A 23,171-nucleotide genomic window follows, 5' to 3' on the forward strand; every position below is an offset into this window, starting at 1 on the left:
ACCCGCGACGGATGACCGGGCTGCTTTCGCGAACCCAAGTATAGGAGTTCGCAACCAATTGAGTGTCGGGTGCTGGGTGTACCTATCCGGGGAAGTCTGCAGCAGGGATGCTGCAGTCTAGGCCCCATGGATGGGTTTACGCCAGCCCCGGATAGGTACACCCGGTGCCTGACACGAACTCCTGGCACCAACGCACACCCAAACTCCGAACTTGAGGTTTTACTTAGCTAACCAATTTGGCAACCGCTTTTTCAAAACGCGCCAGGCCTTCGTCGATGTCTGCATCCGGGATGATCAGCGACGGTGTAAAACGCAACACGTTCGGGCCGGCGATCAGCATCATCAGGCCTTCGTCGAGTGCCGCGCCGAGGAAGTCCTTGGCGCGACCAGCCCAGTCTTCGGTCAGCTCTGCGCCGAGCAACAAGCCCATGCCGCGTACTTCCTTGAAGATGCCGTACTGGTCATTGATTTTTTTCAGGCCATCGCGGAACCGCTGTGATTTGGTTTCAACCGCATCGAGTACGCCTGGTTTGGTGATTTCGTTGATCACCGCCAGAGAGACCGCACACGCCAGCGGGTTGCCGCCGTAGGTGGAGCCGTGGGTGCCGATGCCCAGGCTTTCAGCGCAGGCATCGGTGGTCAGCATGGCGCCGATCGGGAAGCCGCCGCCAAGGGCCTTGGCTGTCGACAGAATGTCGGGTGTGACGCCGTACTTCTGGTAGGCGTAGAGTTCGCCGGTACGGCCAACACCGCTTTGTACTTCGTCGAAGATCAGCAGGGCGTTGTGCTTGTCGCACAGGGCGCGCACGCCTTCGAGGTATTCTTTCTTGCCCGGGGTAACGCCGCCTTCACCCTGAATCGGTTCGATGATGACGGCCGCCGTATTGTCGGAGATCTGGGCGGCCATGGCGTCCAGGTCGTTGTAAGGTACGTGGCTGATGCCACCTGGCGTTGGCTCAAAGCCTTCCTTGTATTTGGGCTGGCCACCGACCGATACGGTGAACAGGGTGCGGCCATGGAAGGAGCTCAGTGTGGAGATGATCTCGTTTTTCTGGGGGCCATACTTCAGGAAGGCGTGACGACGGCCCAGTTTCAGGGCGGCTTCGTTCGCTTCGGCGCCGCTGTTGCAGAAAAAGACTTTGTCGGCAAAGGTCAGCTCGGTCAGGCGTTTTGCCAGGGCAATGGCCGGTTCGTTGGTCATTACGTTGGCCAGGTGCCAGAGGTTCTGGCCCTGTGTCGTCAGTGCTTCTACCAGTGCAGGGTGGGCGTGGCCCAGGGCGTTTACGGCAATGCCGCCGGCGAAGTCGATGAATTCGCGGCCGTCCTGATCCCAGACGCGCGAGCCTTTGCCCTTGACGGGAATGATTTTGCCCGGGGCGTAGTTCGGGACCATGACGTCATCAAATTGTGCTCTGGTAATATCGCTCATCTCGATTTCCACTGGTTGAGGCTGGCGCCCTCTGTGTCGGGCGGTACAACCGATTATCGGGTCCGTTCTCTCTGCTGACCGGTTTGGGTCGGCGGGAACGCTATGGTGACTATCATAGAGAAAGTCGGGGCTGAAAGGTTACGGGGGTGCGACACGAGGTTATATCGTCCGAACCGGGGTTGGTGCCATGAGTCAGAAATTCCCAAGGGTAATTCGGTTCGGTGGCTACCCTAGTCGTGTGCCGAACGGACCACCGCGCGCGCCTACTGGAGGCACGCCGTGAACCCATCCATGGGGGCTCGGAGACAACATCCTTGTTGTCTAACGGCCCCCAGTAGGCGCACCCGGTGGCCCTTGGAGGGCCCGTGCTAAAATTAACAGGAATTTCTTAACGGTATTGGCTGTGGATATCTATTTATCGATCGACATCTTCTGATGCAAGCTGCGGTCTTCCGATGGGGTAAGACCGTACTGGTTGCGATAGGCCGTGGAAAAGTGGGCGCCGGAAGAGAAGCCACAGCTCAGGCCTATCTCCGCAATGCTTTCCGAGCAGGAAAGCAGCTTGTTCCGGGCTTTTTCCAGCCGAATTTGCAGGTAGTAGCGGCTTGGCACGGCGTTCAGGTGCTTTTTGAACAGACGTTCCAGCTGGCGACGGCTGATTTTAACGTGAAAGGCGATGTCGTCGGTGGTCAGTGGTTCTTCAATGTTGGCATCCATCAGCTCCAGCGCTTCAGCCAGCTTGGGCTGTTCGGCGCGGGTGCGCTCGCTCAGTTGTTGCGGCACGGTGTCGGATGGGATGCCGAGGCGTTCGTTGACGAAATGGCGGGAAACAGCTTCGGCGGTTTCGGCGCTGATGTTGCGGGCAATCCACATCAGCATCATGTCCAGGCTTGAGCTGCCGCCCCGGCAGGTGAGCCGGTCGCGGTCGATGCAGAATTGTTCTGAGGCCAGCAGGATGGACTTGTGCTCTTTCAGCAGTTCGTCGTAACTCAGCCAGTGCACCACGGCCCGGTAGCCGTTCACCAGGCCTAGCCGCGCCAGTACGTAGGTGCCGGAGGCGAGCCCGCCCAGGGAGCAGCGGGTGGGCAGTGCCAGCAAAAAGTCATCCAGCCCCGGCGTGGCCGGGTGGCGCGCCGGTGAGGTGCCGGCGACGACCCAGACATCGGCGTCCGGAGCGTCGTCCAGGTTGAAATCGGTGTCCATGCGGTTGCCGAGGCTGGAGAAGGTTTTATTGCCGGAAAGCGCCACGGTAAAGGTGCTGAAGGCGTCTTCACCGGTCAGTTCGTTGCACACCAGCAGTGGTTCCATGGCGGATACGTAGGCCATAGAGGAGTATCCGGGCAGTAAGATAAAACCAATGCGTTGTGTCACCTGTTACTCTCCGCGGTGGGGCGTTGTTGTATGGAAACCAGAGTTACTGATTAAACCGTCGGTTAACGATCGAAGGTGCCTTTTTTGAGGGTTTCCCCGTCGGCCAGGCACCAGTCGCCCTTGGCCATTACGCGCCGCAGCGCCAGGGTATCTTTATCCAGCAGCAGCAGATCGGCGTCGCAGCCGCGAGCCAGTCGGCCTTTTCTGGGCAGTTTCAAGACTCGGGCCGGGTTGGCAGTAACTGCTTTCAGGGCGGTGCTGTGGTGTATGCCTTCTTCCAGTACGGCATCGCGGTATTCGTTCAGCATGGCATCCATGGCACCGACCTTCAGGCTTTCCAGTATACCTTCCTTATTGAAATGAGGCAGGCTGGCGTGTCCATCGGTACTGAAAGTCAGGCGGTTTTCATCGGCGCCCCGGTCCAGGGCGTATTTCAGGGCGTGGGCGCATTTGATTTCGCCGGCGTCAAGAATCTCGGGCGTATGGCTGGCGGTGAAGTCGATGCTGCCACCGCCTTTGATGAAGCGCAGGCCGTCCTGCAGCAGTTCGGGAGACCGATTCATGTGCGTTGGGTAGTATTGGCTGAGGGGTATGTTCGACTGGTTGGCGACATCGAACAACAACGACAGTTGTTCGCTGGCCTCGCCGACGTGAATGCTGACGATCCCCGCCTTACCACTGAGCAAGCCGCCCACCCGGGCCTCGGCGCCAATGCGCGCCAGTTCCTGCCAGCTAGGCTGACTGCCGCGGTGGTCCGCTATCGCGACTTCGCCGACACCAACAAACCGCTCGATCAGCATAATGTCTTGCTGGATGCTGCCAGTAAGAGTGCGCACCGGTACCTGGTAAGAGCCCGTGTGGCATACCACGGTGAGGCCTTCGGCTTCGAGTCCGGCGGCCTTGGCGAGCAGGTCGGGCAGTGTTCGGGAGATGGCGTCTGTGCCCAGAACGCCGGTTACGGTGGTCACGCCCCCGCCAATCGCGTCGCTGAACGTCATGGCCGGGGTGCGGGTGTGAAAGCCGCCTTCGCCGCCACCGCCGGTGATGTGAGTGAGGGTGTCGACCAGACCGGGCGTCAAGTATTGGCCCCGGGCGTCGATAACCTCTATATCAACGGTGCCCGACAGGTTCAGATCTGTGCCGATGGCGATGATGGAGCCAGCGGCGATCAGTACGTCCTGAATGCCCAGGTCTTCCGGTGCCAGAAGGTGGGCGCCACGGATCAAAGTCAGCATATCGAGTCGGTGTCCTGTCCTGAATGTTTTTGTAGGAATGTGTCGGGCCATCATACGTGGCTGCCGCTCTTGCACCAAGGCAAGGCAGCGCCACAGGCCGCAATGATGAAAACGAGGCGCCTGTTTTTAAAGCTATACTGAGATTCATAAATATACCCCGCGCCCTCAGGCTGGCGTGCCATTGGAGTTGAACGATGTCCCTAATTGCCAAGGCCAACCCCCGTAACTGGACGCTGTTCGTGCGCACTCAGGTGCTGGTGGGCGTGCTGGTCATATTGCTGCTGCTCGGTTTTGCCTTTGTGATGGCCGGTGTTCAGGATCTGGTGGCGCAGAGCGAGAGCCAGGCCGACCTGGTAGACGAACAGCGCACCACGCTCACCCGGCAAAGTGAGGTATTGCAGCAGCAAAAACGCCAGCTTGAACAACAACAGGTAGCACTGGCAGACCAGTTGCAGGCGGTTCAGGTGCAGCAGCAAACGGCGGTTGCGCTGGAACGCTACCCGGCCTTTTTGTTCTGGCGCCTGGCTTCTACGGCCTCGCTGTCGTCCACGGATATTGGCGAAGGTGACCGGGCCGAAGTGCAACTGCGCGACGCGGTGCAAGCCCTGGGGGAGCTCGATGAGGAACTGGCCGAGGCCATTGATGTGTTCCTGCTCGATCTGGATGACTTCAACAGCAACATTGAACGCGCTCTGGAAGCCTTCGAACAGGGCAATGCCGAGCAGGGCCAGCGCATTGTGCAAAGCACCCAGAGTAACTTCATTTCAATGAACACCATGATGGAAGTGGTGGCCATGCTCTCATCTGAGGCGGTGGTCGCGGCCAATAGCAGCGTGACCGATGCACTGAGCAGCCTGGAGACGTCGGTGTTGGATGTTGAACGCGCAGCGGCCGGAGTGGCCGACGGCAGTGAAACCCTGATAGCCGGTATTGAAACCATGGTCGATCGGGGCCGTTCCACCCAGCGGCAGGGGTGGCTGACAGCGGCTGTGGTGAGCGTACTGTTCATTGTGGTCGGCTTTATTCTATCCCGCTCGGTCAGCCAGCCCGTGCTACAACTCGAAAAAGCCATTAAACGCATTGATGAAACCGCCGACTTGACCCAGCGCGTGCACCTGAAGCGCCGCGACGAAGTGGGCCGCATTGCCAAGAGTTTCAACAACATGCTGACCAGCTTCAGCAGCATTGTTCAGGATGTGCGCAGCAGCGCCGAGTCAATGGCTGAAAAAGTCTCGGAGAATTCACAGGCCAATGAATCCATCCGTCAGATACTCGACCGTTTGAATACCGAGGTAGATCTGGTCGCCGCCGCCATTAACGAGCTGTCAGCCACCGTGCGCGGCATCAACGAACACACTACCGAGGCGGCCAGCCGTGCCATGGATGTCGAAGCTGCCTGTCGCAACAGCAGCGACCAAGCCGTCGCCAGCGGCGAGCAGGTAACGGCCCTGGAGCAGGAGATTCGCACCGCCTCCGGCAACCTGAACGCCCTGGCCGACCGCACCAAAGACATTCACGCCATGGTCGATGTGATTCATGGCGTTTCCGAGCAAACCAACCTGCTGGCCCTTAACGCTGCCATTGAGGCTGCGCGCGCCGGCGAGCAGGGTCGGGGCTTTGCCGTCGTGGCCGATGAAGTACGTACTCTGGCGCAAAAAACCGAGCAATCATCCGAGGAGATTAAAACGATGGTGGCGCACTTCTCCAACGAAGTGAACACCACCGTGGCGGCCATGCAACGTGCCGTGGAATCCGCCGCCTCCGCCGGTACGCTCAGTGCCAGCGCCGGCGAGGCGATGCGTTCAGTGGTAACGGTAGTGGGGGATATTCGCGCCACCAACGAACACATTTCCCAGGCGACGCAGGAGCAGGCTGAAGCAACCGACTCCATCGACAACAGCGTAACGAGCATTGCGACCCTGATTGCTCAGGTTGCGGAACAGGCCCAGCAAACCGTCGCTGGTGTGCGCACCATGGCCGAAGACGCCGAGCGCCTGCGCGAACAGGCCGATCGTTTCAAAGTCTGATAGGTAGGGGCATCAGCCAGCCTTTACCAAAGCCCGCATATCCGGCGCGTGGGCGCGGTCTGAAAAGACCCCGGTTACGCCCATATCCAGCAGGCGCTGGAAGGTAATGGGGTCGTTTACTGTGTAGCAATACAGTGGGTACTGAGCCCGAATCTCCGCTGCCAGTTTAGCCGTGAGTGATTCGAAATCGGTATGAATGCTGTAGGGCGTAAAGTCAGTCAGGCTTTCGGCCCATTGTTCCGTTACCCCTTCATACAAAGCGCCTAAGGCCCAGTTTGGCTTTTGCTGTGCAACCCGGGCAAGCGCGGTATGATCGAAACTGGAAATAACCAGCCGTTCTCCATTGTGCAACGCATCCAACCCTCGGTTTGCAACCACCGCATCGACCAACGGCGCCACTGGCAAATCCGGGTTTACTTTAATTTCCAGGTTAAGCCCCAGCCCCAGGGTCTTGACCAGATCCAGCGCTTCTTCCAGAAACAATAAAGGTTCACCGGCAAACACGGGCGAAAACCAGGTGCCCGCATCCACCTTCATCAGTGCCTCCCGGTCCATATTACTGATCCGCTCCGGCCGACCGCCGAACCGTTCCAGGGTCTCATCGTGCATCATCACCAGGCTACCATCCCCGGCCTGGGTGACATCCAGCTCCACCCACTTGATGCCAAGCGACTTGCAGCGTTTCAGGCCAATGGCTGTATTCTCGGGGGCTTCGCTCGCAACGCCCCGGTGACCGATTAAGCCTGGCATAAGGTATGACATGGGGTGGGCCCTCGTGACGGTGGTGTGATTGGGTGCTATTTTCCTCTTCCTGGCGGGTGGTGCAAGGGGGATATGTTCTAAGGTTCCCTGGATGCAAGGAAATCGTCTAGTCTGAATACTTTTCTATTTGCTGAAACGGACTTGGCTGTATCGGACTGAATAAATTTTGACTAGGGTATTCACTAGGGCATATCGACGCTACCTATTCCAAGTTAACAGATGGTTTTAACAGTCGCTCACGTCGGAGGTTCAAAGTTGATAAGGAAAGCAGGGCAGGATGATTGCCAGAATCTGGCCGCGTTGTCGCTGCAGGTCTGGCTTCATACCTACGCGACACAGGGTCTCAGGGACAAGATTTCGCAGTACGCTTTAGCAACATTTACCGAAGGGCACTATCAGCAGCTTATAGATGCCAGTGGTCATGAAATACTGCTCTTTATAGAAAATAATCACCTGGTTGGTTTCGTGGTCATCGATCTGGACTCAAGATTCAAGGGTGGGGTCGGTGGCTACGAGATTGCCAGGCTTTATGTGTCGGAACACTTTCATGGCCGGGGTATTGGGCGTGCATTGATTGAAGAGGCAAAGTTACAGTATGGATTGCCCTGCTGGTTATCTGTCTGGGTTGAAAACCATAGTGCAATCGCTTTCTACCGAAAATTGGGATTCGAACAGATCGGAAATGTTGAATTTAATCTCGAAGGTGAGCTGCATGAAAATCATGTGTATTCGCTGGGCCGCTCAGAAGTATGATGAGCGTCGATGGTGATGGTACAGCCTGCCTTTTATAAACCAGTAATCTCTATAAAGGGAGTACCATTATGAATGAACATCCTGAAGCGTTAGTGGTTGCAGAAGAGTACTTGAAAGAAATGCTGGCGGCCGATGACGCAGGCAATTTTGAGTTGTACACAAAGCGCTACGAAGAACAGTATCTCGATGGGTTTACGCGAGACGTTTTTGAAAGCGACATTGAACAGATGCACGAAGAAAATGGCATGAATACGGGTTATGAGTTTCTGGGTACTTTAAGGAATCAGAGGGTTGATGAATTGGATGTATACAGGACGGTCTGGAAAGGCATCTACGAAAAAAGAGACGCGGTGATCGAGCTGGGTATATACGATAGAAAGGGTTCCTGGCATGTAATACGGTCTGCAGTCTATTGAAGTTCCCTTTACAGTGCAGGGAGTATAGACTTATTGACTCAGGCGAGACTTGAGCTCGTGCAAACATCATCAATAGTATGATCGATAATGAATACAAACCTTACGCAACAGACAGCCCGAATTATCATCATTCCATAGGAATGGTGGGTTTTTGATGCGTTCGTGATTGATCAAACCCGCCCAAGAGGCGGGTTTTTTGTGTCTGCCTCTTGGGCTTAGTCTCATTTAATGGAGGTAGAATGAAGAAGATAGCCGTTTTCGGTAAACCGGGTAGTGGTAAGTCCATCTTAAGCAAGCGCCTGGCAGTCGCTACCGGAGTCACTTTGTATCCATTGGATTCAATGTTATATGAAAGCAATGGAAGCCTGGTCGATCGGGAAGTTTACGAAGACAAACATGAATCGATACTGTCGTCAGAGCGCTGGCTCATTGATGGCTTTGGACCCATCGAGTCATTCTATCGTCGGTTGCACATGGCGGATACATTGATCTACATCGATTTGCCCTATTTTGTCAGCTATTGGCTGGTGACAAAGCGTTGTTTGAAAGGCTTGGTTGTAAGACCGGAAGGCTGGCCTGAAGGGAGTTCAGTGTTAAAGGGAACCCTAGAAAGCTATAGAGTATTAACACAATGCCCAAGGTTCTGGAATGATGGGTTTGTCAGCAAGCTGGAAGGTATGTCGGCAGATAAATCGCTGTATGTTATTCGGTCCGTTTCTGAGCTGAATCGTTTTGTTGAACAGCATGTCGAGTCTGTTTAACAGACACAGGGTTAGAGATTATAGTGATCGAGTGTTATTGATCTCGCATTATTGACACTGGAGGCTGACTGGAGCAATAGGCTCCCTGGTCAGCTCCCACTCAATGCCTGGACCGTACTGTGACCGTCTGGTTTTTCAGTTGTGGGATGTACCGGTAGAGATGGTGAGTCATTTTATCCGTTGTCATAAAGCTCAGCCAAAGCACACCGAGTAGGTCGGGGGAGAGTTGTTACTCAAGCACGGCCAGATTAACGTGCGTTTTAACAGCCGTTCCGGGTTGGACCCTGAGTGTTCCCTTTGTGTGCTGAAGGCTCCCACCCGAGGTAAAGACGGCAAGGGTGGGAGTACAGATGGTGGTTCTTAGTTCAAAGCTCTTTCTCGACAACGGTTTGGATGTTGTGAGCCCGATCGTCGATCTGGTCTACGTTGAAGATCGGTGAGTGATTCAACGTCAAAACGCCGTTTTTGAACGTAGCAAAACGATCAGAGTTGTGGTTATCGCTGTAATTCTGGATAACGACTTTTTTGAGCCCTTCCTGAACGGCTTCCTGTGCAAAATCTTCCGAGCACATTTCCTTCAGCGCTTTGATCAGAGGGTGAAAGTAAACCTTGGGCCAGGTTTCATCAAAAAGGTGTGAGTACTTTTCAACTTGTAATGTTTCCCAGTTCACTTCAACGTCTACTTCGAAGCCCGCTTCCTTGTCGATCTGCTTTTTCAGAGATTCGAAACGATTGTTCTGAAACTCACGCGCGGCTTTCTTTTCTGCTAAACCCATTACTTGCTCCTTCTTAACGTCACCTGGTTATTGGTCAGGTATAAAAAACGGCCTTTCTCAACCATTGAGGAAGCGCCGAACTTAAAGAACCCGTTCAAACAAGACTTTCAGTTTGTCGGCGAGTTGTGCCTGTGTGCCCGAACTGGCCCGGTAATCGTATTGGACCCGAAGGGCTGATTCCGCTCTTTTTATGGAGATCAACTGCGCTTCGTTATTCACTATGTGGATAGTACTGAGGGTGGCGACCATCTGAAGGCCAAACTCGTCCTGACTGGTTTTGGCAATCAGGTCGACCAGTTTGTCGACCATGTTCTTGACCCGGGTCTCGGTAGCCTCGTCTTCGATGTCTGCCTGATCGAGAGAAAGCTCAAGTGTTAACCCATAGTTTGTCTTCAGCATGGTCTGCTGTGTAAGCAAATAGTCGTCAAAATCAAAGCCATAGGGCGCGCTTGAGGTAGTCTGGCTGGGGGGTTTGGCGACGGTAAGGTGCTCCAGGTGTGTTTCTGCCTGATGCAGCATAAACGACACGATATCGTTCAGGGCAAGCACGCTGAGGGAAATATCTTTGCCCTTAATGCCACCGGACTGAAGGCCGATCAGGCCTCGTTCTGCCGACACGGATAAGACGGTGCCCGTATGCGAATGACCAAACTTGTCGTAAAGGGTAACGACGACGTTGTCTGAGGTCGGGAGCAGTTTTTCGATCAACTGCCGGGGTGGTGAAAGAATAAGGGATTTCAACACTGTCTGGGTCCATCCAGGGTGAGTTGCATTTGTCAGTATGTCGCTGTCAGCCGTCCGCTGAATTTCTTCCGGCACTAAAAGTCTGTCGCTAATGTGTAAGCGCAACACAAAAATGGCACGGGTGAAATCAGTGAGTAACAGCGGATGCTGTTTGGTCGGTAATGAGTGGCGAATACGTCCTTGGCGGTTTTTTCCATCAGCATTGCGACGAATGTCGCATGCTGTCAATTGAGATCGAAGATATCAGCAGAATTTTTTTCGTACAAACCGATGTGATTGAATTTGTGATCGAGTAGACAAATGTTCAATTGATGGCGTTTGATGATCCTGTATATAAATCATGACATCAATCAGCACATTCGGCGCGAGGTGGTCATAGTTTGAACTGGAATGTTTTATTGGTTTTCGATGTCAGTACATGGTCTCGCCATTGGCCATTGATGAACAAATAGTCTTTGGCAAACCCTTCCCGTTCGAACCCGAGCTTTTCGAGTATTCGGCCGCTTGCGGTGTTCCAGGGTTGGTAGTTGGCCATTATCCGGTGCAGGCGCAACCGATTGAAGGCGTGTCGTACCACCGCATCGACGGCTTCTGTCATTAAGCCCTGGCCAGTGTGATGCTCCGCTATCTTGTAGCCCAGATGCGCGGCCTGGAACACACCGCGCACCAGATTGCTCAAGCTGACATCCAGAATCAGCTCGCCTTCGAGCAAGCCATAGAACCGGTAGGACCGATCGTTTTTCCAGAGCGTGGTTTCCGCTTTCAGGCGTTGCCGGCAGATACGGAGCGACTCTGGCAATGTGCCGCCTGCTTGGGCAAAATGGTCAGCGTTTTGTAAGTGAAAGTCGAGCAGTACCGGGGCTTTGATGACCTCGGGGCTTACCAGAACGAGGCGCTCTGTGGTTAACATGGCGCTGCCTCGTATGTTGAGCCGGTTTTGGATTCGGGTGTTTGGATGTCACGGTAAGTCACGTCGGCACTCATTCTCTTGTTAACCTGGATCGGGGCCTGTTGTCATGCCATGAGCGCCCCGGTTAAAACGTTCATGATCATTCATTGCCAAAGAAAGCGAGTCAAGAGCCCATGTGGAATACACCTGATTTATGTGATGACAACCCCGATGACGTACTTGTCCTCGAACCGCTGTTTCAAAACTTTGGTGGCAAACCAGCGTTTTTTGGCCAGGTGGTGACGGTCAAGTGCTTTGAAGATAACTCCCGCGTCAAAGAGCTGGCTGGTACCGATGGCGATGGCAAAGTGATGGTGGTCGATGGGGGTGCGTCGTTGGCCAAAGCCCTGATCGGTGACCAGATCGCGCTCGATGCCGTTAATCACGGCTGGCAAGGCGTCGTCATCAACGGCTGCGCACGGGACATTCACGAACTGCAGCGCATGCCCATTGGTGTGCGGGCCCTGGCCAGCATTCCGGTGAAGACCGAAAAGAAAGGTCTGGGCGATGTCGATGTACCGGTCACCTTTGCGGGTCAGACGATCGAGCCGGGAATGTACCTCTATGCCGATGAAACCGGCATTGTGGTCAGCAAAAGGCAGCTGTTCGGATGATTGTCTGGCACCTGGAAATGCGCTCGCCCGAGGCAGTGACCGGCAAGCGTTTGGAACATGCGGATGCCGTGCTGGCTGAGGCTGAAATTCGCCAGGCGGCGTTTAACCGGTTTTTGTACCAGCTGGTCGGCGAAGACTGGGACTGGACCCAAAAGAACAGCTGGTCGCTCGAGCAGTGGCAAGCCCAGGTTGAACGCCCGGAAGTCCGCACCTGGGTGCTCTACCTGAAGGGCAGTCCGGCGGGCTATGTAGAGATGGTGCGTCAGCCACTGATCGATGGCGAGGGCCATCAGATCGAGATAGAAAATTTTGGTCTGGCGCGACCCTTCATCGGCCAGGGTCTGGGCAGTGGCTTTCTGACTGAGGCACTGCACCTGGCCTGGGCGTTCGCTGATGAACAGGGCAATCTGCCAAAACGAGTCTGGCTGCATACTTGCTCGGGCGATCACCCCAATGCACGCGCCAATTATGAAGCGCGCGGGTTTCAGTTGTTTAAGACGGTTGATGAAGGCTAGGGTGCTTCCCGCCGTGCCATCTGCTGCTGCAACCAGAGCCCCGCGATGATCAGGCCGAGGCCGCCGAAGGTCATCAGTTGCAGGGGTTCGTCGAGCACGAAGTGGATCAGGAACAGGCTGATAAAGGGTGAGAGGAAAATCAGCGTTCCGATGCGGCTGGCGTTGTTGGTGTAGTGCATCGCCAGTTGCCAGAACACAAAGGTGACGCCCATTTCAAACACGCCCACATAGGCCAGGGCGGCCCAGGGTTGCCAGCTGTTCATGGCGGGGAAGCCGTCGGTAGCCAGCATCCAGATCAGCAGTAATGGCAGCGCGTAGCTGAAGTTCTGGAACAGGCCAATGATCGGCGGTCGCGGGTCGCGTGCGTTCAGTAGCCAGTAGCCGGCCCAGAGCAGGGTGGAAAACAACGCCAGAAAAAGCCCGAAACCATCGAGTGTGCCCGAGATGTTTTTGCCCGCCAGCGAGATGAACACCACACCGGAATAACCCAGCAACATGCCGATCAGGTCCCAGCGGGTCAGTTTATGGCCGAGAAAAGGGACCGAGAGCAGACCAAGGGTAATCGCCCAGGTGTAATTCACAGGTTGGGCGACCTGAGCGGGCAAACGGTCGTAGGCTTCGAACAGAACGGCGTAGTAGAGCACCGGGTTGACCAGCCCCAGTCGAAAGGCCGCACCGCGATCAGACCAAAACCGCTGCAGGGCCTGGCGCAGTTCACCCCTAACCCGCAACGTCGCCGCCAGAGCGATCACCGAAAATACCGAGGCACCGAACATCAACTGACTGACGGTGACAAACCCCAGGGCAACTTTGAAGGCCGTGGCGACGGTTGACCAGAGCAGTACAGCAGCGAGTGCATAACACAGCGCCCGGGTTTCAGATGACATCACTTGCTCGCCAGTAGCCTAAAATGAGCGGGCTAGGCTAGCGACTGGTGCTGGGTGAGTAAAGCTTAAAACTGCAACTCCACATACCAGCCGCCGGAGAGGCTGTCGAATTGGGTGACGTCGTCGCGCAGTTTCCAGGTCAGCATCCAGCCCAGATTGAGGCCTTCGTTGTTGGTTTTCAGGTTTACGGACGCCTGGAAGTAATCTTCCGCTTCGTAACTGCGGGGTGTGCAAGCGGCACAGCCCGGGTCGAGATTGGCGGTTGAGTAGGGTTGGGCATCAACGTAGTGAATCATGTTTTCCAGGGTGACCGAGCGGTTGTCGAACACGCGATAACCAATGCCGACACCGCGAATGTCGTAACGGTCGCCCGCGTTATGAACGTTACCGCGTGAATCGGCGATGCCGGCTCGTTCATCGCCCCAGAAGGCCGAGACACCGATACGGTTATCGACCCAAAGTCCCACGCCCCAGCGGCGAGCGCTGAGCGCCAGGTCATCTTCACTGGCGCTGTCGTTGCCATCCCAAACGTAGAACAGAGTCACGTCCAGGTTATCCATTGGGCCAGGCTCGGCTGGCTTGGCGCGGGTCAGTTCACCCTGGGTGCCTGCGGGTTCAGGGGCTGGCGTCGAGTCAGTGGCTTGCTGCTCGGGGGCGACCCGAATGAAATAGAAGGTGCCGTCCATGGTCAGCGTCAGGTCCGACTGGTCGTAGTCGAACGTCTGGCTGCCTTCGAACCCGTCGGATTCCAGTGCCAGTTCGTCGTCTGACAAGCCTTCACGCTGTAACAGCCGGTTCAGCAGCGCCTCACCAGCCTCGGTTTCAATCTGCTCGCGGCACGCTTCACCTCGACGGCTGGCCCGGCAATCGGCCTGGTACCGGCCTTCTATGGATTCCAGGCCACCCAAACGCAACGGGTCTTCACGGATGCTGTCTGGCTGGGGCTGCTCTGCTGTTAGCGCCTGTCGTTCAAGCCAGAAGGTCTCGACCTGGCATTCAAAACGCTCGTCTTCTGTGGTGCCGAGCCGTTCATCGGTGCGGCTGACCAGCTCCAGGCGGTCTGTGTCGCCAGTGCCCAGTTGTGCCCGGGCGTCATCTTCAGCCTGTTCAAAGGCAAGGCGGCAGGCGGCGGATTGGGTGTCGGCAAAGGCCGTGCTGATAACACTGACCGGCTCGGGCCGGGTTTCGCTCCAGGCCCAGGGGGGCATGGCCAGCATTAAAACGAAAGCGGTGGCGCGCATGTCGGTCTCTCCTTGTCGCCCGGCGGCAAAAAAAGTGAGGGCCGGGTGCTGTGTCAATAGGGCTATTATCCGGCAGGCGAATAGCCGGTGCGAGTGCAACTGGTCACCTTTTTGCCTTTTTGACCTTGGCGTTCATCTTGAATTCATCGGCTTTCTAATGGTCCGGATTTCCAAACCAGGCTCTCAGCCTGTTAAATTGTCGACTTCGACTCAAGCAGGAACCGAGCATGACCGATATGATTGTTGGTTTGTCAGACTTGCCCGTCATACCGCCCCTGGTAGAAGGGTATGAGCTGACGCCAGCCAAAGCCTGGGACAGAGAGGTGATTGTCGACTGGGTACGCGACCATTTTGGCACGCTCTGGTCGAGCGAGGTGGCCAATGGGCTGGGTCACCACCCGTGCCGGGTACTGATTGCCCGGCGCGGCACCGAGATTCTGGGGTTTGCCTGTTTCGATGTGACCTTTCCCGGTTTTTTCGGGCCAACCGGCGTGGCTGAATCGGCCCGCGGCCTGGGGCTGGGCAAGGCCTTGTTGCTCGATGCACTGCATCGGCTGAGGGCTCGGGGGTATGTGTATGCGTTCATTGGTGACCCCGGCCCGATTGAGTTCTATCAGCGCACCGTGGGCGCAGTGGCCCTGCCCGAATCACTGACCAGTGGTTACAGCACCCCGCTCAAGGGCCAGTAACCAGGCCTTGCGGTCCAACCCACCCGCATAACCCGTCAACTGACCGCTTTTCCCGATCACCCGGTGGCAGGGCACCACAATGGAGATCGGGTTGGCCCCATTGGCTGCGCCAACGGCCCGCACCGCGCTCGGGCGCTGGATCACCCGGGCCTGCTCGGCGTAATAGCGGGTCTCGCCATAGGGAATCCGCACCAGGGCCTGCCAACAGGCTTGCTGGAATTCGGTACCTGATGGGGCCAGCGGCAAATCAAATGCCTGTCGCTGGCCTTCAAAATAATCGGTCAACTGCTGCCGGGCCAAACGAGTTACGTCGTTCTCTGCATGAGCTGAAGCGTCAGCTTCGTCGACAAAATCGATGCGCGTAATAGCCTCGTCATTGGCGAGTATGCGCACCGTGCCGATCGGGGTAGGCAATAAACTCTGATAAACCGGTTTCATAGCAGACTCCACATATAAAAGGTCAGATAACTTTGCCAGGGTGAGGCATCGGCGGGTTGCCAGGCACCTTTCGCCTGCCCCAGGGCTTTCTTCACCCCGAGATCAGACCCAAGCCAGACATCGCTGTCGCCCAACCCGCGCATGCGGGCGTAATTCACCGTCCAGGGGCCGATGCCGCTGAGCGCCAGCCAATGCTCCGGGTCTGCGGCCTGGTCGGGCTCGTTGTCGAAGAAACGGGCGAAATCGATCAGCGTCTGGCGCCGGCGTCCGGGGATTTTAAGGCTGGCCAGATCACTGTTAGCCAGCACCGCCGGGGTGGGAAACAGGCGATGCTCATCGTCCGCTCCGCTCAACACTTCCCCTTGCTCAGCCACAAGCTGGCGCACCAGGTTGCGCGCCGCCGCCACACTGATTTGCTGCCCGAGAATGGCGCGAATACCCGCTTCGAACGCATCCCAGGTGCCCGGCAACCGCAAGCCCGGCCGTTCCGGCCCAACTTCAGCCTGAATCGGCGCCAGATGAGCGTCGATGGTGCTGCTGTCGGCATCGAGATCCAGCAGCCGGCGGATGGTCCGCACCACCGGCAGCAAGGGTACGGCTTGACTGAACTGAAGCGAAACATCAAACCCGAATCGCTCAGGCCGGTGCCGGGCCGTAAAGCGGCCGGAAGCACCATTGGCCAGGCGAAAGGTGCGACCGTAGTGGTCATCACCACACCATTCCAGGGTGTCAATTAACCGGGTCTGCAGGAAATCGCGCAACGCCGCCCAGTCGTAAGGGGGGCGGTAACTTAACAACAACCGGATACCGGTTTCCTGAATTCGTTTGCCCGTTGGACGTCGCAATGAACGCGGTGTCATTTGAAGCACGCTGGCAAAGCAGTCATTGAAACGGCGTACGCTGTTGAACCCGGAGGCCAGTGCCACTTCAGTGATCGGCATATCGGTCTGTTGCAGCAGACTCTTGGCGAACAGCACTTGCTGGTAAAGCCCATATTGCTTCGGGCTGGTGCCGACAGAACGCTGAAACAACTGGCCCAGATAACGACTGGTAATGCCCAGCCGATCCGCAAGGTCAGTGACGCTGCCGGTTATCAGGGCCCCGTCATCAATCAAACGCAAAGCTCGCTCCAAAGTGGTATCCGTGCCTTTCCAGGCCCAGGATGCCGGTGCACTGTCTGGCCTGCAACGCAAGCAGGGGCGAAAGCCAGCGTTGGCGGCAGCGATGGCCGTTTCGAAATAGCAGACGTTCTGCTCTTTCGGCGCTGGAGCCGGGCAGATCGGCCTGCAGTAGATACCGGTGGTTTTAACCGCAACAAAAAACCGGCCATCGAAGCGGTGGTCGCGTGCGAGTCGGGCTTGTTGGTAGTGGCGGTCGGTCACAGGTGTTTCCTCATCTCATGACCATCAGTGTAACCCGGGAATCACAAAAAACTGGCCGGAAACGGAACTGAATGTGGAGTAGGGAAAGATTGGCTGAGGCAGTGCTGGGTTCGTTAGCTGAGTTAGAAATTCGTCATATTTAACCTCGGCTACAACAGAGGGCTGCCGGGTGTGTCTATCCGGGGTAGTCCGCAGCAGGGACGCTGCGGTCTAGGCCCCATGGATGGGTTTACGCCGAGCGATGTGTCGCACCACCCGGATAGACACTCCCGGTAGTCCGCCTCCCACCGAAGAACAACTAACCAAAGGTTCAATTGACCGCTGAATTTCTAACTCAGTTAACGAACCTCAGGCTTTACTCGTAAACCGCAAGTCTGCCAGTTTTACATGGGTTTTGGGGTAGGCGATGCAGGGGAGAATCCAGCCGTCGGCTTGCAGGCCGGAGTTCAATCCGTAGGGGTGGCGGCCGCGGTAATCGATGGCGCCGGAGGTCAGGCGGCAGCGGCAAATGCCGCAAGCTCCATTGTCGCAGGCTTTGCGCAGGGTGATGCCCTGGTTATCGAGGTTTTGATGCAGGGTGAGGTTGGGGTCACCCTGAATATAGCCGACGGGGGCCTGTTGCCATTGTATGGAGACGGTCGTCATTGCTGTCGCTCTGCTCCTGTGGTGGCTTGGTAAAAAGTAGGTTTATGGCTTAACGCCGGGCAGCACTCGTTTCAGGCCTTCGATTTGAATTTCCAACAGGTGCTCCAGGATATGTGCCTGGGATTCCGGGTTCTGGCTGGAGAATTCCTGGGGCCAGTTGCCGCAATAGGTCACAGCATCGACCACGCCGGTTTGCAGTAAGAGCGTAATGCCATGAACCATCGACCAGGCGCTGAAGCAGGCCACTGATTTTTGATAATCGTTCAGCTCAATACCATCGACTTGTAACATATCGGCGACGATATCCTGAAGCATTCTCTCGCCACAGGCAGCCGCATGAGCCAGGGCGTCTGTCAGGTACTTCTGTTCTGGCGTCCAGAAGAAAATCAGGTTGAAGATGCCAGGATGCTCGACCGCAAAGGCCATGTAGGCGCGGCCGAGGCAGCGTACCTTGTCTTCCGCCGATGCCTCTTTAAAGGCTTCCAGATGTTCGGCTAAAAACGCATCGAACCGGCGGAAGCCTTCCGTCTTCATTTCAACCATCAGTGCCATCTTGTCGGCAAAGTGATTGTAGGCCGCCGTTGGCGTTACCCCGACCTCTTTGGCCAGCGCGCGCAAGCTCAGGTCTTCCAGGTGGCCGGTTTCCAGCGACCGGAAGCCAGCGTCCACTAACGCGACCCGCAAATTGCCGTGATGGTAACTGGTTTTCTTTTGACGACTCATGTGGATACTCAAAACCGAAACACCGGCCATTCTACCAGAATGAGGCCGGTGTTTCGCCCGTTATGAGCCTGCAGTATCACTCTCTAAAACCCATACCGCAGATTGAAGATCGCTGCGTCCTGGTTGCGCACGCCGTAGAGGGCCTGGTCTGACTTTTCAGCGAGGTAGTCAACCACGCTCAGGCCGACTGAGAGCGGGTCGCTGACTTGCCAGTCGGCGGCGAGTCGCACAACCTGCCCAGAGTCACCGGGCAAGTTCACGCCCTGAGCGGTCAGTTCCAACCGGTCATTCCAGGTGGTGTAACGGGCGCGTGCCGATTGCGACAGCCGTATTTCGTCATCGTCGATGTCGTCTGGCGGGTCCAGCAACAGTTGGCTACCGACTTCCAGCGTCAGCGTCAGATTGCGAAAGCCGCTGTAATCGGCCCCGATTATGGCGCGCCATTCATCGGACTCGACCCAGGGTTCCAGCGCGTTGTCCGTCGCGTGCTGCACTCCCTGGTGCCAGGCTTGCTCGGTTTTCAGTAGCCAGGAGCCCCGGGCGAGCTGGGCACTCAGGCCCAGCACCCGGCGTCGTTCCGGCTGAAAGGTGGCGACTTCGGGAATAGCACCGCTGTAGCTGACGTCACTCAGCGTGGCTTCGAAGGCATTCACATCGGCCGCCAGCCAGGTCAGGTCGAGCCCGGGCCAGCGCTGTTGCCAGCGCACGGCAACGCCCAGCGGGTTCTCAGCCTCTTCGTCTCTGATTTCAATGCCGCTGGCACGCAGGCCAGCGCGTTGATCGAAGTCGTCAAAGGGGGCCGGAGTCAGGTCGGTTTCAGCCCAGCCCAGCACCGCCACATCCAGTTTGCCGGCCCAGTTCAGGGTGAGGGCAGGCACCGGCAGGCGGGTCTGTTCCAAGTCTTGCTGGCCAGGCCAGCGCTGGTCACGACGGGCCAGCACATCGGTGACGATCAGCGATTCCGCCTGGCCCCAGGCCAGCGTTTGGTAACCGGCCTTCAGCCACCAGTTGCCGTCTTGCCAGCCAAGGTAACTATCGGCCCATTGGGCCTGCCAGCGGCGTTCTTCTGCCTGGGCGTCGGTAAAATCGTGGGTCTCCCATGCATCCGCTTCGCTCAAGTCTGGCAAGGCATCGTAAGTGAGTGACCCGGCGAGTCGAACGGACCAAGCTTCGTGGCTGGCGCTCATCTGGCCGTAAAGCTGGGTCTCAAGGCGAGTCAGCGCGGCCCGGTCCCGGCTTGGGCCGGGCTCGGGTGCCCGGTAACCATAGGCGACCTTTTGCTGAACCCAGCCGAGCCATTGTACCGGGCTTTGTGAGGCCGGTTCGGTGGCGGTCGCCTGGGTGTCAAGGGCACCGAAAAAGTCATCCTCGGCCAGCGCCAGGCCGGGCATTGTCAATGCCAGACCCAACACGGCCCCTGGAAAGGGGAGTGCGGCCATCAGTTCAACCCTCGTTGCATCGCCTGGGTCGTGAACAGGCTAGGGTCGGTATGGTCGTTGTACGTCACCTCGTTGATCTGGAATACGCTGCCATGCTCGCGCTCGCCATTGCGGGTGGTGATCATCTGAATGCGATGGGCTGTCCAGATGCCATCGACCTCTTCAATATCGCGGGCACTGAAATACTTAACTCGCCCACCGCGCTCTACCCAAATCTGCCCCTGAACCTGCATGAAATTGTCTTTGCGAATCCACAGATGGGAACGCTCATAGCCTGTTTCGTTGGAAACCTGTTCAGCGAACTCGGGTTTGGGACGCGATTCGATTTTCCAGACAGGGTGGCCGTCGACGCTTTCGTCGTCACTGAGCAGCTCGTAGTCGTACCATTCGAGTGTGGTGCCGTTGAGGTCCGAATAGCTGAAATCGCTGCCCATGAACGAGTTAGAACGATCACCAGCGGCGACCCGACGCACCTGTTTCAGCGCCGGCAAATACAGCCAGGCTTCGTCTTCCTGGTTGTCATGGTCGTAACTCAGGTAGGAGGTTCCGGCGACGTCGGTCGGCGCCAGGAAGTAGGTAACCGCCCTGGTAACACCTGCTTCTTCAAGCGAGTACAGCCGCAGGTCACGCACGCGTTCGCGGTTGTTGCGATCGATCAGAATCAGGTTGGCGTCGGAGACGGAAGAGTCGCCGGTGTCACGGTCATCAACCCGTTCCATGATCTCGCGGGCGCTCAGGGTTTCCGCCTGGGCAACGTTCAGTAAGGCGGCCAGTGACAGCGACGTGATCGTGATAAGTTTAAAAACAGACATTACAGGGTTCCTCCGGTAGACGATGTTGAAAGCGTGGCCCTTGGGCTGGGTTCAACGACCTTGCGGCCGTCGATCAGGTGCAGCAGGGCAGGCAGGAAAATCAGATCACCCAGCAGGGCCAGCGCCATGATGCTGGCCGCAAACAGCCCGGTGTAGATATAAGGAATAAAGGAGCCAAGCAGCATCATGCTGAAGCCGAGGACCAGGACGATAGAGGTGAATATCACCGCTCGGCCGGCCTGATCGCTGGCAGCGGTAATGGCTTGCGATGCTGTCATACCACGTGCACGGGCACGCAGATAGCGGTTCATCATGTGAATGGCATCATCGACCGCGATGCCCATGGTCATTGCACCGACCACCATAGTCCCGAGGTTAAGCGGAATGCCGAGAATCACCAGCAGAGCACCGGTCATCAGGATCGGAACAATGCTCGGCACCAGCGCGATCAACCCATATTTCAGCGAGCGGAAGAGCACCATAAAACTGACGGCCATGATGCCGAGTGCGACCAGAAACGACTGGAACATGCCCTGGTTAATGTATTCATCCTGAGCGTTATACATCACCATGCTACCGCTTATTTCAGTGGTCAGTGTGGGGTATTCATCGCGCAGTTCCTGTTTCAAACGGTCGAGAAATGCCGAGGTGTCACTGGCGGCCATGTTGCGAATCGGCACCGACATGCGCAGCCAGCGCTCGTCGAAATCCTTCGCGTCAGTCAGGTCTTCATCGCTGCCGCTGTTGTCGTACAACAACAGAAACTGAGCCGCCATTTCGCGGGAGTCGGGCAGGCGTGAGTAGGCCGGGTCGTCAAAATTCAACGACTGATTTATGCGCTTGTGAAAATCGATCAGGGAATTGATTTCACCGGTTTCCGGCTGGGTTTCCAGCCAGCTTTGCAGGCGGTCTACTTCGCTCAGAAAGGCCGGGTTGTGAATGCCCCGTACCTCGCCACTGTCGATCATCAGATCAACGTTTTGAATGCCGTTGTACTGTTCATCGAAGTAATTCAGGTCCGCCCGGGTTGGGTTGGATTCCTTGAAGTAGGTGATGAAATTCGAATCGACCTGAATGCGCGGAATCAGAGCCAAACTGATGGCCAGTAAAGTGGCACCGAGCAGCGTCAGCAGATGACGGTTGCGATACGTAAAGTCGGGCACCGCCGTGGTAATGCGCGCCACCAGACCGGTATCGACACTGTGACGGGTACGGTCGGAAAACCAGGGAATAAAGCTCAGCACCGCCGGCAGCAGGGTCATCGCCAGTAAGAACAACATCATGGCGCCAATGGCACCTAACCAGGCGAATTGCTGAACAGGCACCAATTGGGTAACGCTCAGCGCCATAAAGCCTGCGGCTGTCGTAAAGGCGGTAAAAAACGCTGGCACCCAAAGGTGTTCAATGGTGCGCTGAGCCGCTTCTTTAGGCGACAGACCCTCACCACGAAACCGGTAGAATTCGACCAGTACATGCACAGAAACCCCCACGCCAATGATAATCAGCGCAGGCACCAGGGCCGATTCAACCACCGAGTGCGGCCAGCGCATCAGCCCCTGAATGCCGGTGACCAGCGTAATAGCGCTGCCGATCAAGACCCAGGGCACGAGCGTGCCGGTAACTGAACGAAAACTAAACGCCAGAATAATAATCATCACCAGGGCCATGGCGGGGTTGATCCAGGCCTGATCGCTTTTCGACAACACTTCGAACTGTTCATTGAACACCGGCTGCCCACTCAACCGAAGCGGATAGCCCTGTGCCTCATAGCCTTGTTTGGCGATAAAATCGCGCAGCGAGGCCATCAGCGACATTTTCAATTCGCTGGTGCCCGACTCATACTGCACCCGAGCCGCAATGCGGGTGTGGCGCAGGTCTTCCGTCAGCAGGCTGCCCAGCGCCATGTCTTCACCGAGCATGATCTCGCGGCCGTCGGCAATGGCGGTCGGGTTATCAATCTCTTCAAATACGGTATCGGTACTTAACATACCGCCACCCGAGTGGGTGTACTGGTACTTGCTCAGCGACCGCACCTGGGTCACTTCTGGCCGGTCCTCCAGAAACCGGGTCAGCTCATCGATCACACCGAGTGTTTCCGGCGTAAACAGGTCGGCATCGCCAGCCGGGGCTTCAATCCCGACTGACAGGTATTCGACATCGCCAAAGCGATACAACAGGTTGTTAAACGTCGCCAGGTTTGGGTCATCTTCAAGGAAGAATCGCTCATTGGAGTTGTCATAGTAAAGGTTGCCCATCGGCACAAAGGCCAGGCCCATAGCCGCAGCCACCAGGGCCAGTACAGCCCAGCGACCGCGCACCACCCATCGTGCCCAACCCCGTATCAATCCGTTCATTGTCATGCTCCTGTGTTGATCACTCATTATGTTTATGGTGTTAAGTTAACGATGCAAACTTATCACTAGAAATATACGGTGTAAATATTTGTGCGGAGGCAGTCTGGAGGGGTCAGTGGGAGGAAGGTCAAGAGGTGGGGCTAACTATGTGGCAGTGGATGCGTCGGTGGTTGAATTTAAAGGGCTGGGAGTTTGGGTGTCGGGCAGTG

Annotated in this window: 23 protein-coding genes; 7 read left to right on the plus strand and 16 right to left on the minus strand. The window is 56.6% G+C overall.

The window, feature by feature from the left end; translation table 11 throughout:
* Nucleotides 1-223: 223 nt before the first annotated feature.
* From ACHUE7_RS02945 to iadA, 3 genes are all read right to left on the minus strand, one after another.
* The gene (locus ACHUE7_RS02945; protein ID WP_127556782.1) at nucleotides 224-1,429 is read right to left on the minus strand and encodes an aspartate aminotransferase family protein; all 1,206 of its coding nucleotides are present in this window, start codon (nucleotides 1,427-1,429) and stop codon (nucleotides 224-226) included.
* Between the two features lie 411 nt (nucleotides 1,430-1,840).
* Nucleotides 1,841-2,755 (minus strand): GlxA family transcriptional regulator, encoded by a 915-nt coding sequence (locus ACHUE7_RS02950; protein ID WP_394168654.1) that lies wholly within the window; start codon nucleotides 2,753-2,755, stop codon nucleotides 1,841-1,843.
* A 107-nt stretch (nucleotides 2,756-2,862) separates the two neighbouring features.
* Nucleotides 2,863-4,035, minus strand: coding sequence for a beta-aspartyl-peptidase (gene iadA / locus ACHUE7_RS02955; protein WP_394168655.1), 1,173 nt, complete (start codon nucleotides 4,033-4,035; stop codon nucleotides 2,863-2,865).
* 194 nt (nucleotides 4,036-4,229) lie between these two features.
* Here iadA and ACHUE7_RS02960 point away from each other — a divergent pair, with 194 nt between their 5' ends.
* The gene (locus tag ACHUE7_RS02960) at nucleotides 4,230-6,062 is read left to right on the plus strand and encodes a methyl-accepting chemotaxis protein (protein WP_394168656.1); all 1,833 of its coding nucleotides are present in this window, start codon (nucleotides 4,230-4,232) and stop codon (nucleotides 6,060-6,062) included.
* A 12-nt stretch (nucleotides 6,063-6,074) separates the two neighbouring features.
* Here ACHUE7_RS02960 and ACHUE7_RS02965 read toward each other — a convergent pair whose 3' ends face one another.
* Nucleotides 6,075-6,824: a glycerophosphodiester phosphodiesterase family protein gene (locus tag ACHUE7_RS02965; RefSeq protein ID WP_394168657.1), complete on the minus strand. Its 750-nt coding sequence runs from the start codon at nucleotides 6,822-6,824 to the stop codon at nucleotides 6,075-6,077.
* Between the two features lie 255 nt (nucleotides 6,825-7,079).
* Between ACHUE7_RS02965 and ACHUE7_RS02970 the strand changes: the two genes are divergently transcribed.
* The 3 genes from ACHUE7_RS02970 to ACHUE7_RS02980 all read left to right on the plus strand — a co-directional run bounded on the left by ACHUE7_RS02970 (nucleotide 7,080) and on the right by ACHUE7_RS02980 (nucleotide 8,754).
* Entirely contained in the window at nucleotides 7,080-7,577 is a 498-nt protein-coding gene (locus tag ACHUE7_RS02970) for a GNAT family N-acetyltransferase (protein ID WP_394168658.1), read from the plus strand.
* 68 nt (nucleotides 7,578-7,645) lie between these two features.
* Nucleotides 7,646-7,993, plus strand: a complete 348-nt coding sequence (locus ACHUE7_RS02975) for a hypothetical protein (protein WP_394168659.1) — start codon at nucleotides 7,646-7,648, stop codon at nucleotides 7,991-7,993.
* Between the two features lie 239 nt (nucleotides 7,994-8,232).
* Complete coding sequence (locus ACHUE7_RS02980) at nucleotides 8,233-8,754, plus strand: P-loop NTPase family protein (RefSeq protein ID WP_394168660.1); 522 nt, start codon at nucleotides 8,233-8,235, stop codon at nucleotides 8,752-8,754.
* A 365-nt stretch (nucleotides 8,755-9,119) separates the two neighbouring features.
* Here the strand turns inward: ACHUE7_RS02980 and ACHUE7_RS02985 are convergent, their stop codons facing one another.
* The 3 genes from ACHUE7_RS02985 to ACHUE7_RS02995 all read right to left on the minus strand — a co-directional run bounded on the left by ACHUE7_RS02985 (nucleotide 9,120) and on the right by ACHUE7_RS02995 (nucleotide 11,184).
* Nucleotides 9,120-9,530: a hypothetical protein gene (locus tag ACHUE7_RS02985; RefSeq protein WP_127556772.1), complete on the minus strand. Its 411-nt coding sequence runs from the start codon at nucleotides 9,528-9,530 to the stop codon at nucleotides 9,120-9,122.
* Nucleotides 9,531-9,611: 81 nt separating this feature from the next.
* Nucleotides 9,612-10,274, minus strand: coding sequence for a hypothetical protein (locus tag ACHUE7_RS02990; protein ID WP_394168661.1), 663 nt, complete (start codon nucleotides 10,272-10,274; stop codon nucleotides 9,612-9,614).
* Between the two features lie 373 nt (nucleotides 10,275-10,647).
* Nucleotides 10,648-11,184 carry a GNAT family N-acetyltransferase gene (locus ACHUE7_RS02995; protein ID WP_394168662.1) on the minus strand — a complete coding sequence of 179 codons (537 nt, stop codon included), beginning with the start codon at nucleotides 11,182-11,184 and terminating at the stop codon, nucleotides 10,648-10,650.
* 173 nt (nucleotides 11,185-11,357) lie between these two features.
* Between ACHUE7_RS02995 and rraA the strand changes: the two genes are divergently transcribed.
* Entirely contained in the window at nucleotides 11,358-11,837 is a 480-nt protein-coding gene (gene rraA, locus ACHUE7_RS03000; RefSeq protein WP_394168663.1) for a ribonuclease E activity regulator RraA, read from the plus strand.
* Complete coding sequence (locus ACHUE7_RS03005) at nucleotides 11,834-12,352, plus strand: GNAT family N-acetyltransferase (protein ID WP_394168664.1); 519 nt, start codon at nucleotides 11,834-11,836, stop codon at nucleotides 12,350-12,352. The genes rraA and ACHUE7_RS03005 overlap by 4 nt, the downstream gene beginning before the upstream one ends.
* Here ACHUE7_RS03005 and ACHUE7_RS03010 read toward each other — a convergent pair.
* Both ACHUE7_RS03010 and ACHUE7_RS03015 read right to left on the minus strand, forming a co-directional pair.
* A complete protein-coding gene (locus ACHUE7_RS03010; protein WP_394168665.1) occupies nucleotides 12,349-13,239 on the minus strand; it encodes a DMT family transporter in 891 nt (296 codons plus the stop codon). The genes ACHUE7_RS03005 and ACHUE7_RS03010 overlap by 4 nt on opposite strands.
* Before the next feature lie 65 nt (nucleotides 13,240-13,304).
* Nucleotides 13,305-14,480, minus strand: a complete 1,176-nt coding sequence (locus tag ACHUE7_RS03015; RefSeq protein WP_394168666.1) for a hypothetical protein — start codon at nucleotides 14,478-14,480, stop codon at nucleotides 13,305-13,307.
* Nucleotides 14,481-14,707: 227 nt separating this feature from the next.
* Between ACHUE7_RS03015 and ACHUE7_RS03020 the strand changes: the two genes are divergently transcribed.
* The gene (locus ACHUE7_RS03020; RefSeq protein ID WP_394168667.1) at nucleotides 14,708-15,169 is read left to right on the plus strand and encodes a GNAT family N-acetyltransferase; all 462 of its coding nucleotides are present in this window, start codon (nucleotides 14,708-14,710) and stop codon (nucleotides 15,167-15,169) included.
* Here the strand turns inward: ACHUE7_RS03020 and ACHUE7_RS03025 are convergent.
* From ACHUE7_RS03025 to ACHUE7_RS03055, 7 genes are all read right to left on the minus strand, one after another.
* Nucleotides 15,128-15,607 (minus strand): methylated-DNA--[protein]-cysteine S-methyltransferase, encoded by a 480-nt coding sequence (locus ACHUE7_RS03025; RefSeq protein ID WP_394168668.1) that lies wholly within the window; start codon nucleotides 15,605-15,607, stop codon nucleotides 15,128-15,130. The genes ACHUE7_RS03020 and ACHUE7_RS03025 overlap by 42 nt on opposite strands.
* Nucleotides 15,604-16,989 carry an AlkA N-terminal domain-containing protein gene (locus ACHUE7_RS03030; RefSeq protein WP_394168669.1) on the minus strand — a complete coding sequence of 462 codons (1,386 nt, stop codon included), beginning with the start codon at nucleotides 16,987-16,989 and terminating at the stop codon, nucleotides 15,604-15,606. Before ACHUE7_RS03030 ends, ACHUE7_RS03025 begins: the two co-directional genes overlap by 4 nt.
* Nucleotides 16,990-17,337: 348 nt before the next feature.
* Nucleotides 17,338-17,634: a 2Fe-2S iron-sulfur cluster-binding protein gene (locus ACHUE7_RS03035; protein WP_394168670.1), complete on the minus strand. Its 297-nt coding sequence runs from the start codon at nucleotides 17,632-17,634 to the stop codon at nucleotides 17,338-17,340.
* Between the two features lie 42 nt (nucleotides 17,635-17,676).
* Complete coding sequence (locus ACHUE7_RS03040; protein ID WP_394168671.1) at nucleotides 17,677-18,357, minus strand: TetR/AcrR family transcriptional regulator; 681 nt, start codon at nucleotides 18,355-18,357, stop codon at nucleotides 17,677-17,679.
* A gap of 83 nt (nucleotides 18,358-18,440) precedes the next feature.
* Complete coding sequence (locus tag ACHUE7_RS03045; RefSeq protein ID WP_394168672.1) at nucleotides 18,441-19,796, minus strand: DUF1302 family protein; 1,356 nt, start codon at nucleotides 19,794-19,796, stop codon at nucleotides 18,441-18,443.
* Nucleotides 19,796-20,608: an outer membrane lipoprotein-sorting protein gene (locus tag ACHUE7_RS03050; protein WP_394168673.1), complete on the minus strand. Its 813-nt coding sequence runs from the start codon at nucleotides 20,606-20,608 to the stop codon at nucleotides 19,796-19,798. The genes ACHUE7_RS03045 and ACHUE7_RS03050 overlap by 1 nt, the downstream gene beginning before the upstream one ends.
* A complete protein-coding gene (locus ACHUE7_RS03055; protein ID WP_394168674.1) occupies nucleotides 20,608-22,962 on the minus strand; it encodes an efflux RND transporter permease subunit in 2,355 nt (784 codons plus the stop codon). The genes ACHUE7_RS03050 and ACHUE7_RS03055 overlap by 1 nt, the downstream gene beginning before the upstream one ends.
* Nucleotides 22,963-23,171 lie beyond the last annotated feature (209 nt).

Origin of the sequence: Saccharospirillum alexandrii, from assembly GCF_043641555.1 — a bacterium.
In the GTDB taxonomy this organism is placed as follows: domain Bacteria; phylum Pseudomonadota; class Gammaproteobacteria; order Pseudomonadales; family Natronospirillaceae; genus Saccharospirillum; species Saccharospirillum alexandrii_A.

Coding starts and splice junctions, on each gene's coding strand:
- ACHUE7_RS02945 (WP_127556782.1), bottom strand. CDS start 1,429: ATGAGCGATATTACCAGAGCACAATTTGATGACGTCATGGTCCCGAAC.
- ACHUE7_RS02950 (WP_394168654.1), bottom strand. CDS start 2,755: ATGGCCTACGTATCCGCCATGGAACCACTGCTGGTGTGCAACGAACTG.
- iadA (WP_394168655.1), bottom strand. CDS start 4,035: ATGCTGACTTTGATCCGTGGCGCCCACCTTCTGGCACCGGAAGACCTG.
- ACHUE7_RS02960 (WP_394168656.1), top strand. CDS start 4,230: ATGTCCCTAATTGCCAAGGCCAACCCCCGTAACTGGACGCTGTTCGTG.
- ACHUE7_RS02965 (WP_394168657.1), bottom strand. CDS start 6,824: ATGTCATACCTTATGCCAGGCTTAATCGGTCACCGGGGCGTTGCGAGC.
- ACHUE7_RS02975 (WP_394168659.1), top strand. CDS start 7,646: ATGAATGAACATCCTGAAGCGTTAGTGGTTGCAGAAGAGTACTTGAAA.
- ACHUE7_RS02980 (WP_394168660.1), top strand. CDS start 8,233: ATGAAGAAGATAGCCGTTTTCGGTAAACCGGGTAGTGGTAAGTCCATC.
- ACHUE7_RS02985 (WP_127556772.1), bottom strand. CDS start 9,530: ATGGGTTTAGCAGAAAAGAAAGCCGCGCGTGAGTTTCAGAACAATCGT.
- ACHUE7_RS02995 (WP_394168662.1), bottom strand. CDS start 11,184: ATGTTAACCACAGAGCGCCTCGTTCTGGTAAGCCCCGAGGTCATCAAA.
- rraA (WP_394168663.1), top strand. CDS start 11,358: ATGTGGAATACACCTGATTTATGTGATGACAACCCCGATGACGTACTT.
- ACHUE7_RS03005 (WP_394168664.1), top strand. CDS start 11,834: ATGATTGTCTGGCACCTGGAAATGCGCTCGCCCGAGGCAGTGACCGGC.
- ACHUE7_RS03010 (WP_394168665.1), bottom strand. CDS start 13,239: ATGTCATCTGAAACCCGGGCGCTGTGTTATGCACTCGCTGCTGTACTG.
- ACHUE7_RS03015 (WP_394168666.1), bottom strand. CDS start 14,480: ATGCGCGCCACCGCTTTCGTTTTAATGCTGGCCATGCCCCCCTGGGCC.
- ACHUE7_RS03020 (WP_394168667.1), top strand. CDS start 14,708: ATGACCGATATGATTGTTGGTTTGTCAGACTTGCCCGTCATACCGCCC.
- ACHUE7_RS03025 (WP_394168668.1), bottom strand. CDS start 15,607: ATGAAACCGGTTTATCAGAGTTTATTGCCTACCCCGATCGGCACGGTG.
- ACHUE7_RS03035 (WP_394168670.1), bottom strand. CDS start 17,634: ATGACGACCGTCTCCATACAATGGCAACAGGCCCCCGTCGGCTATATT.
- ACHUE7_RS03040 (WP_394168671.1), bottom strand. CDS start 18,357: ATGAGTCGTCAAAAGAAAACCAGTTACCATCACGGCAATTTGCGGGTC.
- ACHUE7_RS03045 (WP_394168672.1), bottom strand. CDS start 19,796: ATGGCCGCACTCCCCTTTCCAGGGGCCGTGTTGGGTCTGGCATTGACA.
- ACHUE7_RS03050 (WP_394168673.1), bottom strand. CDS start 20,608: ATGTCTGTTTTTAAACTTATCACGATCACGTCGCTGTCACTGGCCGCC.
- ACHUE7_RS03055 (WP_394168674.1), bottom strand. CDS start 22,962: ATGAACGGATTGATACGGGGTTGGGCACGATGGGTGGTGCGCGGTCGC.